This window comes from Halococcus sediminicola (assembly GCF_000755245.1).
Lineage (GTDB): Archaea > Halobacteriota > Halobacteria > Halobacteriales > Halococcaceae > Halococcus > Halococcus sediminicola.
Genome location: NZ_BBMP01000022.1, coordinates 877,666 through 892,958, shown reverse-complemented (window position 1 = coordinate 892,958; position 15,293 = coordinate 877,666). Strand labels below are relative to the sequence as shown.

The window sequence follows — 15,293 nt, the reverse complement described above, 5'->3', positions numbered from 1 at the left end:
ATGATGGGTGGTGTCCGATGGAACTACTGATAACCGAAAAGGAGACCGCCGCGAGCAACATCGCCGCAATCCTGAGCGAGGGCAGCGCCGACGTCGAGCGACGCAACGGTGTCAACGTCTACAAGTGGGGCGGGCGGCGCTGCGTCGGCCTCTCGGGCCACGTCGTCGAGAACGACTTCCCGCCCGAATACGCGAACTGGCGCGACGTCGAACCCGTCGAACTGCTCGACGCCGACGTCGTGGTCGAACCCCACGAGAGCCGCGAGAACATCGTCCGCACGCTCAGGCTGCTCGCGAGGGATGCCGACGGCGTCATCATCGCCACCGACTACGACCGCGAGGGTGAACTGATCGGTAAGGAGGCCGCCGACATCGTCCGCGAGGTCTCCGACGCACCGATCAAGCGCGCACGGTTTTCCTCGTTCGCCGAGCGCGAGGTGCGCGAGGCGTTCAATAATCTCGACGACCTCGATTACGATCTCGCGGCGGCCGGCGAGGCCAGACAGGAGATCGACCTCGTGTGGGGCGCGGCGCTGACACGATTCCTCTCGCTGACGGCCAAACAGCGCGGCAACGACTTCATCAGCGTCGGCCGTGTCCAGTCGCCGACCCTCAAACTCATCGTCGACCGCGAGCGGAAGATCCAGAAATTCGATCCCGAGACGTACTGGGAGCTGTTCTGCGACCTCCTCAAGGACGAGACCGCCTTCGAGGTCCAGTATTTCGACCGCGAGGAAGGGCGCGGCACCGACCGTCTCTGGGACGAATCAGTCGCAGAACGGGTGTACGACGCCCTCGGCGCGGCGAGCGCGGCGACGGTCCAAGACGTCAGTCGTCGCACCCGGACCGACGACCCACCCCATCCGTTCAACACCACCCAGTACATCCGCGCGGCGAGTTCGCTCGGCTACTCGGCTCAGCGGGCGATGAGCCTCGCCGAGGAACTCTACACCGCGGGCTACGTCACCTATCCGCGAACCGATAATACTGTGTACCCCGACGACCTCGACATCGAGGAACTGCTGAAAGAGCTCACGAGCCACCGCGAGTTCGGCGACGATGCGGAGGCTCTGCTGGACATCGAGGAGATCGTCCCCACCGAGGGCGACGAGGAGACGACCGACCACCCGCCGATCCACCCCACGGGCGAACTCCCGTCGGCGTCCGAACTCGGCGACGACGAACGCGAGATCTACGAACTGGTCGTCAGGCGCTTCTTCGCCACCGTCGCCGACCCCGCCGAGTGGGAGCATCTCAAGGTAACGGCCACCGTCGGCGAGCACCACCTGAAGGCCAACGGCAAGCGACTCGTCGAACCGGGCTATCACGCCGTCTATCCGTATTTCAACACCTCCGAGAACCACGTGCCGGAGCTCGAAGAAGGTGAGGAGTTGCCCATCCAGGACGTGCGTTCGGAGGAGAAGGAGACCCAGCCACCGCGCCGGCGCGGCCAATCCAGACTCATCGAGCGCATGGAGCAGATGGGCATCGGCACGAAAGCCACTCGACACAACACCATCGAAAAGCTCTACGACCGGGGCTACATCGAGAGCGACCCGCCCCGCCCCACGAAGCTCGCCGAAGCGGTCGTCGAGGCGGCCGAGCAGTACGCCGACCGCGTGGTGAGCGAGGAGATGACGAGCCAGCTCGAAACCGACATGGCCGCCATCGCCGACGGCGAGACAGGCCTGGAGGACGTTACCCAGGAATCGCGGGAGATGCTCTCGACTGTGTTCGACGCGCTCCACGACTCACGCGAGGCGGTCGGCGAACATCTCCGCAAATCACTCAAGGCCGACAAAACCCTCGGACCGTGTCCCGACTGCGGCGCGGACCTGCTCGTGCGAAAGAGCCGTCACGGGTCTTCTTTTGTTGGCTGTGACGGCTATCCCGACTGCGAGTTCACGCTCCCCCTTCCCTCGGCGGGCGAGCCGCTGATCCTCGACGAGACCTGCGACGAACACGATCTCCGGAAAGTGAAGATGCTCGACGGCCGGAGCACGTTCGTTCATGGCTGTCCGCTCTGTGCCGCCGAGGAGGCCGACGCCGAGGCCGACCGAATTATTGGGGAATGTCCCGAATGCGGTTCGGAGCACGACGGCGAACTCGCCATCAAAACCCTCAGGACCGGCTCGCGGCTCGTCGGCTGCACGCGCTATCCCGACTGCGAGTATTCGCTCCCCCTCCCGCGGCGCGGTGAGATCGAGGTCACCGACGAGTTCTGCGACGAGCACGACCTGCCCGAACTGGTAGTACAGAACGGCGACGAGCCCTGGGAGCTCGGCTGTCCGATCTGCAACTACCACGAGTACCAGGCTCGCCAGTCGGTCGGCGATCTCGTGGATCTCGATGGGGTCGGCGAGAAGACCGTCGAGAAACTGGCGGCGGTCGGCATCGAGAGCCTCGACGACCTCCGGGAGAGCGAGGCCGATTCGGTGGCCGACGCCGTACAAGGTGTGAGCGCCGAGAACGTCCGGACGTGGCAAGCGAAGGCCGACTGACGGGAACCGACCGATTACGGAAGACGTTTAGGCGGCGCTCGGGTCTGCAATCCTATGAGTGCGCCGTGGACCGAGTGGGACCACATCGTGAAGATCGACCCCGACAAGTCACTCGTCGATGGCGAGAGCTACGAGGACGTCTGTCGCACGGGAACGGACGCCATCGAGGTCGGCGGGACGACCGGGATGACCGAGGAGAAGATGCAGGCGGTCGTCGACGCCTGTGCGAAAGAGGACGTCCCGCTGTACATCGAACCAAGCCACCCCGGGACCGTGGTCCACGCCGCCAGCCTCGACGGCTATCTCGTGCCCATCGTGTTCAACGCCGGCGACATCGCGTGGATGACCGGTGCGCACAAGGAGTGGGTTCGCTCGGACCACGACATCGACTGGGCACGCACCCACACCGAGGCGTACATCGTTCTCAACCCCGACTCCTCGGTGGCCGAATACACCCAAGCAGACTGCGACCTCGATGCCACGGACGTCGCGGCCTACGCCGAAATCGCCGAGCGGATGTTCGGGCAAGACATCGTCTACATCGAATACTCCGGCACGTTCGGCGACCCGGACATCGTGGCCGCGGCGGGCGATGCGCTCGACGACGCGACCCTCTTTTATGGTGGTGGCATCCACGACTACGACTCCGCACGCGAAATGGGCGCACACGCCGATACGATCGTCGTCGGCGATCTCGTTCACGATGTTGGCGTCGATGCCGTGCGGGAGACCGTTCGCGGCGCGACGGACGCCCCGTAGAAATTGGAAGCGAGGCGATACGTCCGGCGGATGCGAACCCTTTCTATACGCGCGGCGCGATACTGATGCCATGCCCGAGGAGGTACTCTTCGAGACCGAGCGATCGATGGACCGCGCCGACGTTGCGGCCTACCTGCGGACGGTGGCGGACAGACTCGACGCCGGCGAGGAGATCGCGCTCGAAGCCGGCGACCAGCGCGTGACGCTCGCCCCGCCCGCACGACCGACTTTCGAGGTCAAGGCCGAACGCGAAACTAATGGGAGCACCGAGATGAGCGTCGAGTTCGAACTCGAATGGGACGAGGGCGCGGACGGTGGCGGGGACGGACCGCTCACCATCGACTGAGCGGGAGAAACGACGGCGTTTAAGACCGCCGCTGCGCATCCCCGTACATGAACGACCGAACGACTACTGCGAGAGCCGAGCCGGGCGAAGAGGTTCGGGTCGCCGGCTGGGCACACGAGATCCGCGATCTGGGTGGCATCGCCTTCCTCATCGTCCGCGACAGGACTGGGAAGATTCAGGTCAAATTCGAGAAGGACGCGATGGACGACGACCTCGTCGAAACCGGCACCGAAGTGCCGCGCGAGAGCGTCGTATCGGTCACCGGTGCGGTCGAAGAGGAGGAGCGCGCGCCAACCGGTGTCGAAATCGTGCCCGATACTGTGGAGGTGCTCGCGCCCGCTGACCCCGAACTCCCGCTCGACCCCTCGGGGAAGGTCGACGCCGAACTGCCCACGAGACTCGACAACCGCACGCTCGATTTGCGCCGCGAGGAAGCCAAGGCGGTCTTCGAGATCCGTGCCGAGGTCCTCCGGAGCGCGCGCGAGGCGTTCCGCGGGTTGGACTGTACGGAGATCACGACGCCGAAGATCGTCGCCACGGGCACCGAGGGCGGGACTGAATTGTTCCCGATCACCTACTTCGGCCGGGAGGCGTTCATGAACCAGTCGCCACAGCTCTTCAAGCAGCTGATGGTCGGCAGCGGGCTCGAACGCGTCTTCGAGGTCGGTCCGATCTTCCGCGCCGAGGAGCACAACACGCCCCGGCACCTGAACGAGGCGACCTCGATCGACTTCGAGAGCGCGTTCATCGACCACGAGGAGGCGATGGACGCCTGCGAGCAGGTCGTCAAAGCGGCCTACGAGGGCGTCGCCGCAAACTGCGCCGAGGCGTTGGAAACTCTGGGCTACGAGGATTTCGACGTTCCCGAGGAATCGTTCCCGCGGCTCACGTACGAAGAAGCTATCGAGCGCATCAACGCCACCGGCGAACTCGATACGCAACTGGTGTGGGGCGACGATTTGCCCACCGAAGGCGAGAAAGCTCTTGGAAACGACGTGGGCGGCCACTACTTCGTCACCGACTGGCCGAGCGAGATCAAGCCGTTCTACATCAAGGACTACGACGACGATGCGGAGCTTTCGACGGGATTCGACCTGATGGCCCCCGACATGGAACTCGTCTCGGGGGGTCAGCGTGAACACCGATACGACCACCTCGTCGAGGGGTTCGAGGCCCAGGGACTGGACCCCGAGGCCTTCGAGTACTACACGAAGATGTTCCGATACGGGATGCCACCGCACGCCGGCTGGGCCATCGGCGGCGAGCGCCTCGTGATGACGATGCTCGACCTCCCGAACATCCGCGAGGCAGTGTTGTTCCCGCGTGATCGTCAGCGACTGAGTCCGTAGTGAGCGCTCTCGTGAGCCTCGACGGCGAACACGACGACACCATGCGGTCGCCGGCCACGGACGTTTGTCCGCGGCGGTCGTTGCCGTTGTCGATGACCGATACAACCGAACGGCGCGCGGTCGGTATGGATGGTTCCCGGCGCGGTCGAGGAGCCGACTGATGGCGGCACTCGGCACAGTGGTAATACTCGCCGTGGCGGTGTTCGCCAGCCTGTTCATGGCGTGGACCATCGGCGCTGGCTCGTCGGGGTCGACCCCCTTCGCACCCGCGGTGGGCGCGCGGGCCATCTCGGTGATGCGCGCAGGCTTTCTCGTTGGGATCCTCGGACTCCTCGGAGCGATCCTCCAAGGCGCGAACGTCGCCGACGCTGTGGGGACGGGATTGGTGGGCGGTCTCACGCTCTCGCCGACCGCCGCGACGGTGTTACTGCTGCTCGCGGCCGGGTTGGTCGCGGTCGGTATTTTTACTGGGTATCCGATCGCGACGGCGTTCACCGTGACGGGCGCGGTCGTCGGCGTCGGGCTCGGACTCGGCGGCAGTCCGGTGTGGGCGAAATACACCGAGATCGGCACGCTGTGGGTGCTCACGCCGTTCGTCGGCGGCGGCATCGCCTACGTCACCGCGCGCGTGCTCCGTCACGAGGCGGTTCCCGAGCGCTACACCATCCCGGTCCTCGGGGCGCTCGTCGGCCTCATCGTCGCCAACATCCCTTTCACGCTGCTCGGTTCGGGATCGGGTGCGTCCATCGCCGTGGCCACAACGGCGGGCCTCCCGGTCTCGCCGACGATCGGGCAGATCGTCGTCTCGCTCGCGATCGCTTTGCTGGTCGCGGGCGCGCTCGTCTGGGACCTCGGATCGGGCGTCGAAGGTGCCGAGCAACACTTCCTGCTCGCACTCGGCGCGCTGGTAGCGTTTTCGGCCGGCGGGAGTCAGGTCGGCTTGGCCGTGGGACCGCTGCTCGCGGCGGTCAACGGGACCTCGCTGCCGATCACGATATCGCTGTTCGCGCTGCTCGCGTTCGGTGGATTCGGCCTGCTCGCAGGGTCGTGGATGGGCGCGCCACGGATGATCAAGGCCATCGCGCAGGACTACTCCTCGCTCGGCCCGCGGCGGTCGATCGCCGCACTCATCCCCTCGTTCGCCATCGCGCAGGTCGCCGTGGTGTTCGGCATTCCCGTATCCTTCAACGAGATTATCGTCAGCGCGGTGGTCGGCAGCGGTTTCGCGGCCGGTGGGGCGGGCGTCAGCAAGCGTAAGATGCTCAACACGGTGCTCGCGTGGATCGGGTCGCTCGCGCTCGCGCTCGGTGCCGGGTATGCCGTGATAACCGTCGTCGAGTTGCTCTGAAGCCTCAGCTGCCCTCCGATCCGGTATCCTCGACGTCGATCGGGGCGCGCTCGCGGCCGCCGCGCCAGCTGAACAGCCACTCCCGGGTCGATAGCTCGCGGATCTCGGGGAAGCGTTGGCGTTCGGCCTGTCCGTAGTTGACGAGCGCGACCAGCACGACGCCACCGATGGTGTTACCGAGCAGTACCGGGAGCCAGAACTCGTAGGCCACGGCGAGGAGCGCACCCTCGCCGACGAACACGTAAAAGAGCGCGTCGGCGGCGCTCGTGACGACGTGGTAGAGTTCGGTCACCGAGATGGTGTAGAAGACGACGTAGATGAGCAGCAGGCGCGTGACCGAATCCCGAACCGCGTGGTCGAGCCAGACGACGCCAGCGACGAGCCACCCAGCGAACAGCGCCTTGTAGAAGACGTCCCACCACGCGGTGTCGAGACCCGATTTCGTGAACTCCACCCCCGCAGCCATCGCCGCCGGCGAGAGCACGTGCGTGTTGGCGAGGACGAACGCGCCGAGGGCCGCCCCGAGGACGTTGCCGACGAGGACGACCGTCCAGACGCGGGCCACCAGCGGCAAGCTCGCGAGCCGTGTCAACAGGAGCGCTACGGGCGGCAGGGTGTTCTCGGTGTAGAGCTGATAGCGCCCGAGGATGATGTACATGAAGCCGATGGGATAGAGCAGCGAGCCGACCAGTGCGTTGTTCGGGAATGCGGCGCTCACGACGGCGTGAGCGAGGAAGGTGAGCACGATGGCGAAGCCGGCCGCCAGCCCGCTGAACAGCAGTTCGCGGGTTCCAGTGGAGACTTCCTCGTCGGCGCTGGCGACGATGCGCTGGAAGACCTCCTCGGAGGAGAATCGATCGCCGGTCGCCCAGCCGGCCGTGGGTGCACCCGATTCGGCGTGGCCGGTCGATTCGCGTATCACTGCCTCGTCGGGCGTGTCGTCACTCATACGAATGGATGCGAGGATGGCAGCGACCGGGGCAAAACCCTGTCGCAGGCAGTCGCCGGCGTCGGAATCTGACGGGTTTATGCCGCCGGTCGCCCAGACCCCCGATATGGCGGCCCCAACACACCGACGGAGCGGGGACACCCAGCCACGGGCGTTCGTTCCCGGTCACGTCACGGGGCTGTTCAGCGTCCATCCGGCCGAAAACCCTCGAAAGGCTGGATCACGGGGTGCGGGTATCGCGCTCTCGGATGGTGTGACCGTCGACCTCGCGGCTGCCCCCGAGACGACGGTCGTCCTCGACGGCGAGACGGTCGCGATGGACGCGGTGGCGCGCACACTCGACGAACTCGGCGTGCACGCGGCGGTCGAAATCGAGTCCGAACTGCCGGTGAGCGCCGGCTTCGGCGTCTCGGGCGGGGCGGCGCTCGGCGCGGCGCTCGCCGCGAATCAGGCGTTCGGCCTCGGCCGGACGGAAAACGAACTCGTCACGACTGCCCACGCGGCGGAGGTCGCAGCGGGCACCGGTCTCGGGGACGTGGTCGCACAGGCCCGCGGCGGGGTCCCCCTCAGGCGCGAACCGGGCGCATCCGGACACGGTACCCTCGACGGGATTACCGCCCCACCCACACGAATCGAGTACGTCTCCTTCGGCGGGCGCTCGACGGGCGAGATCATCGGCGGCGACGTCGACGAACTCACACGGGCCGGCGAGCGGGCGCTCACGGATCTGCTCGACGAGCCGACCCTTCCTCGACTGTTCGCGTGTTCGCGGGCGTTCGCCGAGGGAGCGGATCTGCTCACCCCGCCGGTGGAGCGCGCCATCGACGCGGTTCTCGACGTCGATGGCGAGGCGGCGATGGCGATGCTCGGCGAGACGGTGGTCGCCCTCGGCGACGGATTGACCGACGCGGGCTACGACCCGGCGGTCTGCGACATCGATCGTGCGGGCGCACGACTGGTGTAAGGCTTTTGCCGAGCGGCCGCGCAGTGTGGCCATGACGACCGAGGTGCCCGACGAGCATCCCCGCAGCGACTCGCTCCGCACCCGCCATCGCATCGAAGCCGGTGTCGATGCCGGCCTCACTCACAAGCAGGGACTCATCGCCGAGGGGCGCGGCGAGGCCTTCGACTACCTGCTCGGCGAGCGAACCATCCCGAGCGCCGAGCGCGCCGAGCGCGCCGCCGCCGCCCATCTCCTTCGTGCGGAACAACCCGTCATCTCGGTCAACGGCAACGCCGCGGCGCTGGTGCCCGACGGGATCGTCGCCCTCGCCGACGCGACGGGGGCGACCATCGAGGTGAACCTCTTCAATCGCACCGACGAGCGCGTCGCCGCCATCGCCGACCACCTCCGCGCACACGGGGCTACGGAGGTCGAAGGAGAGCATGCGGACGCACGGATTCCCGGTCTCGCAAGCGAGCGCGCGAAAGTCGCTGCCGACGGTATTCATGCCGCCGACGTCGTGCTCGTCCCCCTGGAGGACGGCGACCGTGCCGAAGCGCTCGACGAGATGGGGAAAGTGGAAGTGGTCGTCGACCTCAACCCGCTCTCGCGCTCGCCGCAGGTCGCCGCCGTGCCCGTCGTCGACAACCTCGTCCGTGCGATCCCGAACATCGCCGCCCACGCCCGCGCGTTGGCCGACCGTTCGGCCGCCGACCGCGAGCGAGCCATCGACGAGTTCGACCGTGAGGAAGCGCTCGAAGCGGCGGAACAGACGATTCGGACGGGCGAGCTGGACTGAATCGCGGCCGTCGCGGCTGTTGTCGCTTGCGGACGAAAGCAACAATGTTATTTAAACCCATCCCAATAATATCTCACAGGTAACTTAGAAACCGGATGTGGCGGTTCCCGGTCAAAAGCGAGCCAGCATACCGTTGGCGATGTATTGGGGCGTGAACGGCACCGATCAACACATGAACGAACAACACTATCGACGACCGGCAGAGGCATCGACGGCCAGTTCTCGTCGGCGGTTCCTTCAGGGAGCGGCCATCGGGACGACGGGGCTACTTGCGGGCTGTCTCGGCAGTGCAGCTTCCGCGGGCCGCGAACTGACCATCGGCTACCAGCCCTACTACGCGGAGGCGTGGTCGGCGCTGGTCATCAAGAACGGCGGATTGGCCGAGAAGCATCTCCCGAAAGGCTACTCGGTCAAGCAGTGGGATTCGGCGCTACAGGGTTCCATCGTGGGAACGCGGCTCATCGCCGGCAAGAATCAGGTGGGCTACACCGGCGACATGCCGACGATCACCGCGATAGCGAACGACAAGACGCCAGTGAGTGCGGTCGCCACGGCCGGCTTCTCGGAGGGCCAGCAGTGTAACCTCGCCGTCGTCCCGAAGAACTCGCCCATCACGAAAGCGGCAGGGATGGGCGGCAAGGACGTCGCGGTCACGACGGGTAGTTGCACCCATCGCTTCTACTTGAACGTCGTCGAACAGACGGGCGTCAGCCCGCGACTGGTCGACAACGGTATCGGGAACATCCTCGCCGAGATCCGGCAGGGCTCCCTTCCGGTCGGCTTCGGCTGGGAACCGAACATGGCGCGCGCGGTCTTCCAGGAGGACGAGGCGCGCTATCTCGTCACCGGTGCGGAGTTCGATACGGTGGATGCGGCTGGCATCATCATGCCCGACTCGCTCATCGAAAACGACCGCGCGGCCGCCGTCGGCTGGCTGAAGGCCGAACTCGAAGCCAAACGCATCATGGCCACCCAGCCCGAGCGAACGCTCGACCTCGTGGCCCAAGAGGGCGACCTGAGCACGTACGACCGTGCGACGCTCAGAGCCTCGCTCTATCGCACCCTCAAGCTCGGCAACGGCGTGAACCGGCTCGAACTGGTCACCGACTTCACGACGGTGAAGCAGGCCAATCAGCTGCTGAAACGAACCGGCCCGCAGTTCCTCAAAGAGCAGGGCGCGATCGGCGCGATTCCGTCCAAGGACCGATACAAGGCCGCCCTCACGAAACAGGCCGCCGATGAACTCGGTGTCGAAACCGGTCCCAAGCGCTTCGGCGGCGGGAACGCCAGCAACGCGAGCGCCCGCGTGGGAGGCTGGGGATGAGCACGCGAACGGTCGCCGAGCGCTTCGAGGACGGACTCGTCGGTCTCGACCGGATTCCCCGGCGGGTGCGACAGGCCGCCTCGATGGTGGGCTTTCTGCTGGTGTGGTGGGCGCTCGTCAATTTCGGCGTGCTCGGCTTCGAGTTCCTCTCGGGACCGGTCGAGACGCTGGCGCTGTTCGCCACGTATCTCGCCGGCGAGCCGATCGCCAGCGGCGGCACCATCTACCTCCACGCCGCCTACTCCACCTTCCGGGTGGCCGTCGGCGTCGGCGTGGCGACCGCACTCGCCATCCCGCTCGGCCTCGCCATCGGGACGAGCCAGCGGTTCAGGGAGTTCACCTTCCCGGCGCTCGAACTCTTTCGTCCGATTCCGCCGGTCGCGTGGGTGCCCATCAGCATCCTGCTGTTGCCCTCGGTGACGATTCTGAGCATCCAGCTCAGCTTCGCCGTGGTGTTCGTCGTGTTCATCGGCGCGTTCTTCCCGATCCTCGTCAACACCATCGAGGGCGTCAACACCGTCGAGACCGAGTACGTCCGCGCGGCGAAAAGTCTCGGTGCCGAAGGCAGGCAGGTGTTCCGCGAGGTCATCTTCCCGGCGACGCTACCGTCGATCCTCACCGGCGTCTCGCTCGGCATCGGGCTGGGCTGGATCACGGTCGTCGCCGCCGAGATCATCGCCGGCAACTTCGGGCTTGGCTACTCCATCTATCAGGCCTACCGACTGCTCGCGACCGACGACGTGCTCGTCGGGATGATCGCCATCGGCATTCTGGGGTACGCCTCCTCGGCGCTCGTCACGCGACTCGGCAACCGGGCAACGGCGTGGAACCGACGCGAAACCAACTGACCAGATACCCATGAACGACAGCAACGACGACATCGAAGCCGACGGCGGCGCACAGCGCACAGAAACCACCCAACGGAGCGCGGCCGACGTCCAGCAGCCGACGACCGGCACGGGGTCGGCCACCGGCGCGGTCGACATCGACGACCTGACCAAGATCTACGACCCGGACGGCGACAGCGTCGTCGCCGTCGAGGAGATGAGCCTCGACATCGGGGCCGGCGAGTTCGTCACCGTGCTCGGGCCATCGGGCTGTGGGAAGAGCACCGTCATGGAGTGTGTGGCGGGCTATCTCCAGCCGACCGAAGGTGAGGTCCGTGTCGACGGCGAGCGCGTCACAGAGCCGGACCCCTCGCGGGGAGTGGTCTTCCAGTCGAATCGACTCTTTCCGTGGAAGACCATCGCCGAGAACGTCCGCTTCGGTCCCGAGATGCGAAACGCCGTCGACGACGAGCGCGTGGCGTCGCTCATCGACGAGATGGGACTCGACGGGTTCGAAAACTCCTATCCCCACGAGCTATCCGGCGGGATGCAACAGCGCGCCGAACTCGCCCGCCTACTGGCGAACGACCCGGACATCATGCTGATGGACGAGCCGTTCAGTGGGCTGGACGCGATGACCAAGGAGTTGATGCAGGAGAACCTGCTCGACGTCTGGGGCGACGAGGACAGAACAGTCCTCTTCATCACCCACGACGTCGAGGAGGCCATCTTCCTCGCCGACAGGGTCGTCGTGATGAGCGCTCGCCCCGGCCAGGTCAAGGAAGTGCTCGACGTCGATCTGGAGCGCCCGCGCACGCTCGACATGGTCACCACCGACGAGTTCACGCGCGTGAAACGTCGTGCGCTCGACCTCATCCACGCCGAGGCCGAGCGCGCGCTCGAACAGGCAGAGGCCCAGTGATGGCGGTCGCAGAGCGCGTCTCGGGGTTCGACCCGGCCCAGTGGGGACGACGATTCGTCTCGGTCGTGGTCGTCTTCTTGCTCTGGGCGCTCGCGACGACGGTCCTCGGGTTGATCCCGAACCTGCCGTCGCCGCTCGACGTCGGCGCGACGTTCGCCGAGGCGCTCGCGGAGTCCTCCTTTTGGACGGCGGCGCTCGTGAGCACCGCCCGCATCTACGTCTCGTTCGCCGTCGCGGCCGTGCTCGCCGTTCCGGTGGGGCTGCTCATCGGCTCGAATCGCGTGTTCGCTGACTTCACGTTCCCGGCACTCGAAACCCTCAGACCTGTTCCGCCGGTCGCGTGGATCCCGGTCGTCGCGCTCGTCTTCCCGATCCTCTCGGTCGGTCTCGTCGACTATCCGGTCGATACGGGCATCCTCTTCATCACCTTCCTCGGGGCCTTCTTCCCCATCCTGCTCAACGCAGTCCAGGGCGTTCGAGACATCGACGAGGAGTACCCGCGGGCGGCCGAGAGCCTCGGGACCTCCCGGCTCCAGACGTTTCGACACGTCGTCTATCCGGGTGCGCTCCCGTCGATTCACGCGGGGATGATCAACGGGATGGGACTGGCGTGGGTCAACCTCGTCGCCGCGGAGATGATCGCCGGGTCGGGACTCGGCTATCTCACGTGGTCGTCGTACATCGCGGGCGACTACGCGACCATCATCGTCGGCATGATATCCATCGGACTGTTGGGATACCTCTCGTCGCTACTGGTCCGCTGGGTCGGCGCGCGACAGCTGCCGTGGACGCAGACCGACGCGATCTGAGGTCATCCCGTTTCGTTTTCCACGGCACCCAATCGTTCTCGGTCGATTTCGTATATCGTCACGTTGTCCTCCCGGAACGCGACCCGTACCCCTCGAAGTTCGGAAAACGGCGCGAAATCACCGTACCGGAGGCGCTCGGTCGGTCCCACGTAGACGTACTCGACGCCGTACGTTTCGAGCAGCGCGGCACGGCGCTCGGCCCCGCCGAGATAGATGGTGTTCACGGCGTACACCCGGTCGAGATACGTCCCCTGACCGCGATACTGCGCTTCGTGGGAGACGCCAGCCACCGTCGGAACGCCGGTGAGGCTGGCGGCCGGACTCGCGCTCCACCGATAGACGTACCGACCGGGTGCGGAGACGATGGTCGGCCGGCCCGGACGGGCGTCGAGCCAGCGGATGCCCGCGACCTGCCCCGGAACGTTCTCCTCGGCGGCTGCCAGTCCATCAAGCGTCGGTTCCTCGACGCCGGGGTGGGCGAAGTGGCGTTGGACGGCGACGCCGCCGAAGGCGGCCGTCGAGAGCACGAGGAGCGCGGCGAGCACGCTCCCGACCTGCTGGCGGCGCGTCCACGTCCACGGACTCCGGCCGCGAACGAGCGCCGGGAGGAACACGCCCGCAGCGCTCGCCCACAGGATCCACGTCGGCATGTAGGTCTTCACCACCGTGTTGAACCGCCCCTCGCCACCTTCGGCGAGATAGACGAGTTCGGCGAGCGTCAGCAGTCCGAAGCCCGCGACGACGAGGAGGGTGCCGAAGCCCGCGCGGTCGGTAGCGAGGAGATACCAGCCGAGCGCGAGCGGGATCACGAACAGCGCGAGCGGCGCGAGCGCAGCGGGGGTGAACGCGACGACCGCGACGAACCAGAGCGCGCCGGCGACGGCGACGGCCGCCGACCAGCGGCGGCGAACACGGCCGAGGAGGAGGGCGACGAAGACGGCGAGAAAGGCCCCGTGAATCAGTAGCAGCGAGCCGACCGAACTGCGCGCGGCGGCGTCGAGGACGATCAACGGTGTGCTCGGCCCTGCACGCACCGGCCCGAGAACGAACGGCAGCGCGACGAGCGCCGCGAGCACGCCAACGACGCCGGCGAGACCGGCCGCACCGGCCACGCGGGCGAGTGCCCCTCGCGGCGTGTCGGTCGCGGGGCGGCCCACCGCGTTCTCGATGGGGGTGGCGAGCCGAGCGGGAACGAGCGATCGCAGACTGGTGGGAGCGAACGTCAGCGTGAGCCACGCCACCCCGAGGACGATGGCCAGGCTCCACGTGTTGACCAGCGCCATGAACCCGCCGACGACTGGAACGGCACCGAAGACGAGCGCACGGCGGCGACGGATCGATTCGGCGGGTGTGCGGTAGTAGGCGTAGCACAGCCCGACCGCACAGAGCAGGAAGGGCGTACTCAGAAAATACGGCCGGATGTCCCCCCTGATGGCCCCGAACAGGGGGAACGGGTCGTAGGTCTTCGGGATGATGCGGCCGGCGACCTTGTACTGATAGCCCTCGGGAATCGGCCTGAGCACCTGATAGTCGGGTAACTGGGAGTGTGAGGCCGCGAACGCATCGGCGGCCTCGTCGCGCACCACTGTCGGGAGGCGTCTGACGAGCAGTCGAATCGCCGTCGAGGGGTTGCTCGCAAACATAGTGAAAAAGACCGCCGTCGCGCCCGCGAGCGTTCGCGTGTGGCCCTCGTGGGTCGCGCGGAGTTTCCGTCGGCCGACCGCGACCGCGCCAGCGAGTTCGTACGCGCCGGCGGCGAGCGTGCCGTAGAGACCGGCCATCCCGAGGTTGAACGCCGTCCACGGCACGGTGTCGGTGAGACGTGCCAGCAGCGCGACCGTGAGGTGTCCTCCATAGTAGTAGATGATCGATTCGCCAGCGAACCAGAAGTCCTCCGGCGGGAGGCTCCCCGCCCGGTACAGCGACGCCACCAGCCCGAAATCGAGGAATTTCTCGCCGCCCGGCGTGATGCCCGGTTCGACCGCGCGCAGCGCGACCACGAACAAATAAACGAACGTGAACACTACCGTGGCCTCGACGGCCGCCCGGCGGTCGATGGCGACGCCCGAGCGGACCGCGAGCACCGCACAGATCGCGAGCGCCGCCAGCCCGGCGAAGAGGGCGACCCAGCCGAGCGCGAGGAAGCCGACCCAGAAGGCGACGAGCGTCACGACCGCCAACGAAAGGGCGAACGAAAAGCCCGCACCGCGACCCGGCAGCGAGGCGAACAGCCGCGCGGCGACCGGCAGGCCGAACAGCGCGAGACCGACGAACGCCAGCCACCACAGCGCGACGAGACCGTACTCCATCCGTTGATTTCTGTGGGTAGATCCGTTATACGCCTTTGGATTGCGCTCGCCGGCGACCCGCAGCGCCGCCCCGTCTACCGCACCGCTTTTCCGCGCGCTCGCAGACAT

14 protein-coding genes are annotated in these 15,293 nt (G+C 66.7%); 12 read left to right on the top strand and 2 right to left on the bottom strand.

Annotation, left to right across the window (positions count from 1 at the left end; genetic code table 11):
* The first annotated feature begins 17 nt into the window (after window positions 1-17).
* The 6 genes from ACP97_RS13870 (at window position 18) to ACP97_RS13850 (ending at window position 6,303) form a co-directional block, all read left to right on the top strand.
* The gene (locus tag ACP97_RS13870) at window positions 18-2,501 is read left to right on the top strand and encodes a DNA topoisomerase I (protein WP_049998382.1); all 2,484 of its coding nucleotides are present in this window, start codon (window positions 18-20) and stop codon (window positions 2,499-2,501) included.
* A 54-nt stretch (window positions 2,502-2,555) separates the two neighbouring features.
* Window positions 2,556-3,260, top strand: coding sequence for a phosphoglycerol geranylgeranyltransferase (locus ACP97_RS13865; protein WP_049998381.1), 705 nt, complete (start codon window positions 2,556-2,558; stop codon window positions 3,258-3,260).
* A gap of 70 nt (window positions 3,261-3,330) precedes the next feature.
* Complete coding sequence (locus tag ACP97_RS13860; RefSeq protein ID WP_049998380.1) at window positions 3,331-3,606, top strand: amphi-Trp domain-containing protein; 276 nt, start codon at window positions 3,331-3,333, stop codon at window positions 3,604-3,606.
* Window positions 3,607-3,653: 47 nt separating this feature from the next.
* The gene (aspS, locus tag ACP97_RS13855; protein ID WP_049998379.1) at window positions 3,654-4,955 is read left to right on the top strand and encodes an aspartate--tRNA(Asn) ligase; all 1,302 of its coding nucleotides are present in this window, start codon (window positions 3,654-3,656) and stop codon (window positions 4,953-4,955) included.
* A complete protein-coding gene (locus ACP97_RS19955) occupies window positions 4,955-5,116 on the top strand; it encodes a hypothetical protein (protein ID WP_154020008.1) in 162 nt (53 codons plus the stop codon). The genes aspS and ACP97_RS19955 overlap by 1 nt, the downstream gene beginning before the upstream one ends.
* On the top strand, window positions 5,116-6,303 hold the full coding sequence (locus ACP97_RS13850) for an inorganic phosphate transporter (RefSeq protein WP_049998378.1): 1,188 nt from the start codon (window positions 5,116-5,118) through the stop codon (window positions 6,301-6,303). Before ACP97_RS19955 ends, ACP97_RS13850 begins: the two co-directional genes overlap by 1 nt.
* Window positions 6,304-6,307: 4 nt before the next feature.
* Here the strand turns inward: ACP97_RS13850 and ACP97_RS13845 are convergent, their stop codons facing one another.
* Window positions 6,308-7,252 carry a formate/nitrite transporter family protein gene (locus ACP97_RS13845; protein WP_049998377.1) on the bottom strand — a complete coding sequence of 315 codons (945 nt, stop codon included), beginning with the start codon at window positions 7,250-7,252 and terminating at the stop codon, window positions 6,308-6,310.
* 106 nt (window positions 7,253-7,358) lie between these two features.
* Between ACP97_RS13845 and ACP97_RS13840 the strand changes: the two genes are divergently transcribed.
* The 6 genes from ACP97_RS13840 (at window position 7,359) to ACP97_RS13815 (ending at window position 12,876) form a co-directional block, all read left to right on the top strand.
* Entirely contained in the window at window positions 7,359-8,216 is an 858-nt protein-coding gene (locus ACP97_RS13840; RefSeq protein WP_049998376.1) for a pantoate kinase, read from the top strand.
* A gap of 31 nt (window positions 8,217-8,247) precedes the next feature.
* Window positions 8,248-8,994, top strand: a complete 747-nt coding sequence (locus ACP97_RS13835; protein WP_049998375.1) for a phosphopantothenate/pantothenate synthetase — start codon at window positions 8,248-8,250, stop codon at window positions 8,992-8,994.
* A gap of 172 nt (window positions 8,995-9,166) precedes the next feature.
* Window positions 9,167-10,318: an ABC transporter substrate-binding protein gene (locus ACP97_RS13830; RefSeq protein WP_049998520.1), complete on the top strand. Its 1,152-nt coding sequence runs from the start codon at window positions 9,167-9,169 to the stop codon at window positions 10,316-10,318.
* On the top strand, window positions 10,315-11,166 hold the full coding sequence (locus tag ACP97_RS13825) for an ABC transporter permease (RefSeq protein ID WP_049998374.1): 852 nt from the start codon (window positions 10,315-10,317) through the stop codon (window positions 11,164-11,166). The genes ACP97_RS13830 and ACP97_RS13825 overlap by 4 nt, the downstream gene beginning before the upstream one ends.
* A 10-nt stretch (window positions 11,167-11,176) precedes the next feature.
* A complete protein-coding gene (locus tag ACP97_RS13820; protein ID WP_049998373.1) occupies window positions 11,177-12,067 on the top strand; it encodes an ABC transporter ATP-binding protein in 891 nt (296 codons plus the stop codon).
* On the top strand, window positions 12,067-12,876 hold the full coding sequence (locus tag ACP97_RS13815; RefSeq protein WP_049998372.1) for an ABC transporter permease: 810 nt from the start codon (window positions 12,067-12,069) through the stop codon (window positions 12,874-12,876). Before ACP97_RS13820 ends, ACP97_RS13815 begins: the two co-directional genes overlap by 1 nt.
* Window positions 12,877-12,878: 2 nt before the next feature.
* Here ACP97_RS13815 and ACP97_RS13810 read toward each other — a convergent pair whose 3' ends face one another.
* Window positions 12,879-15,293, bottom strand: coding sequence for a DUF2298 domain-containing protein (locus tag ACP97_RS13810; RefSeq protein ID WP_237561167.1), 2,415 nt, complete (start codon window positions 15,291-15,293; stop codon window positions 12,879-12,881).